General features: G+C 60.5%; 2 protein-coding genes. Both read right to left on the bottom strand.

The window, feature by feature from the left end; translation table 11 throughout:
- The coding region (locus tag FQ755_RS35925; protein WP_260859031.1) for a condensation domain-containing protein at positions 1-1601 on the bottom strand (1601 nt) is incomplete at its 3' end.
- A 213-nt stretch (positions 1602-1814) separates the two neighbouring features.
- Positions 1815-2275: phosphopantetheine-binding protein (locus FQ755_RS35920; protein ID WP_260859030.1), on the bottom strand; the 461-nt coding region annotated here is incomplete at its 5' end.

Below are 2275 nucleotides of genomic sequence, written 5' to 3'. Positions count from 1 at the left end.
GACCACGCTTCCAGCCTCTCGTACGACAGCGACTCGCCCTCGCATACCACCGCGCGCGCATGACCCATCTGCGCCGCTCTCGCACTCACCCGACCCACCACCGATGAAAATCCGTGATCCGCTCGATCACGAGGCCAACATCGGTCCACCGTCAGCACGATCGAGCCAAGGGCAACATCGTCGCCAGCGGCGACCTGCTCCAAAATCTCGACGTAATGTCCCAGCAGACGCCTGACCGTTGCGCCATCAAACAGGTCGATCGCGTAATTGAATGCAACCTCCATCTCTGCGCTGTCGATGACGCCCAGCACGAGGTCGAATCGCGCCGTGTCCACGCTCCGGGGAAGTGACGAAACGGTCAGGCCGCGCAGCGACGCTGTCGCACCGCTGTCAGCGAGGTAGTTGAATACAGCCTGAAACAGTGGCGTTTCGCCGAGACTGCGCTCTGGATGCAGCGCATCGACCAGTCTTGCGAAGGGCAGATCCTGGTGATTCTGTGCGGCCGCCATGTTCTGGTCGATCTGTTCCAGCAGACCGCCGAACGTGTCGACCGCATCGAGGTCGGCACGGAGCACCAGCGTATTGACGAAGAACCCGATTAGCAGCTCTGTTCCTGCGCGATTACGGCCCGCGACGGGTACACCGATGCGTACATCGCGCTGGCCCGCGTATCTTGACAGCAGGAGGCAGTATGCTGCACCCAACAACGTGGGCATCGTCACACTACGCTGGTTCGCTAGCTCGCGCAGCCAACGTACTGTCCGGATGCCAACTATCTTGCCAACACGCGCGCCTTGTGCACTTCGCAAGCCGGTATGTCTTGCCGTGACCGGCAATTCGACTGGCGCATTGGCGGCACCGAGATGCTTGCGCCAGTATTCGATCTGCTCGTCGAGTGCGGGCCCATCGAGCCATTCCCTCTGCCAGTATGCATAGTCCGCATACTGGATCGTCAACGGCACAAGCGGCACCGGTCGCCCGTCACAGATCGCCTCGTAGGCACACACGAATTCCGCAGTCAGCAGTTCGAGTGAACCGGCGTCCGACACAATGTGGTGGACCGCAAAATGCAGGATATGTCGCTCGTCACTTTCCTTCAGCAACGCAACGCGAAGCAGCGGCCCATGCTCGAGATCGAAGGGCCTCGCTGACAGTTCGCGAATCAACGATTCTGCCTGCTCTGCTCTTTCTGTGCCACATAACGCCCGCAGATCGTGCTCAACCCACTCATGCCCGATCGTCGGGTCCACGACCTGAGCGGCGATACCATCACTCTCCTCGAAGCGGGTGTGCAGGCAGGCATGTCTTTGCACGAGCATCGACACCACCTCGCGGACGACGTCGACGTTCAGCTTTCCGTCAAGGCGCACAGCACGCGTGATGTTGTAGGCGATACTCGCCGGATCAAGCTTCCACAGGAACCACAGGCGCTCCTGGGCATAGGACAATGGCACACGCCGGTCGTGCCGGGCAATCGGAACGACCGGAAAATTTCTGTATGAAATTCCCGTCTGCGAGGCCTTCCTTCGGAAGGCTGCGCGCCTGGTCGCATCAAGTCCGGCATACCGGTAAGCGATGCGTTCGATTTCACCGGCACTCACACGCCCGTGGTCCTTCCCATCCGACGGAGCGGCCGGCGACGGAGTGTTCGAAGCAGGTGCGGCGACATCCGTGGCCCCCACATCCAGCAACTCTGGCTTTACCTCACCCATGATGTCGTGCCTCCCCATTCGTCACGCGGTCACGATCCGCAGGAGCAGCCAACCCGAAATCCGAAAATCGCGTTACATGCCGTTTCAGGAAAAGTGCCCACACTACAGATCTCCCTCTTCAAGTTCGTCAAGCAACTGGTCCGCGTTGGCGATATTCACATTGGCCAGTGCCGCTTCATGTTGGGAATCCACATAATTTGCGAGCTCTTCAAGCGAAGCCGTCCGGTATATCAGCTGCAACGGCAATTCGACGATCAACTGCCGGCGGACCTCTGCCGCGACGCGGGTAGCCAGCAGGGAGTGGCCACCAAGATCAAAGAAACGGTCGTGCACGCCAACCCGATCGATCCTCAGCACGTCGCCCCAGATGCGGGCCAGAGCCACTTCTGTTTCGGTTCGTGGCTCAACATACGCAGTTTCCGCAAGTGGACGTTCCGGCGCGGGCAGAGCCTTCCTGTCCACCTTGCCGTTCGGGCTCAGCGGCATTGTCTCCAGCACAACGATCGCCGACGGCACCATGTAGTCTGGCAGCACCCGGCCCAGCTCCGTACGTAGCCGGGCGC

It is taken from the genome of Paraburkholderia sp. BCC1885 (genome assembly GCF_900996235.1).
Classification (GTDB): Bacteria; Pseudomonadota; Gammaproteobacteria; order Burkholderiales; family Burkholderiaceae; genus Paraburkholderia.
This window is presented reverse-complemented; position numbering and strand designations above follow the sequence as displayed.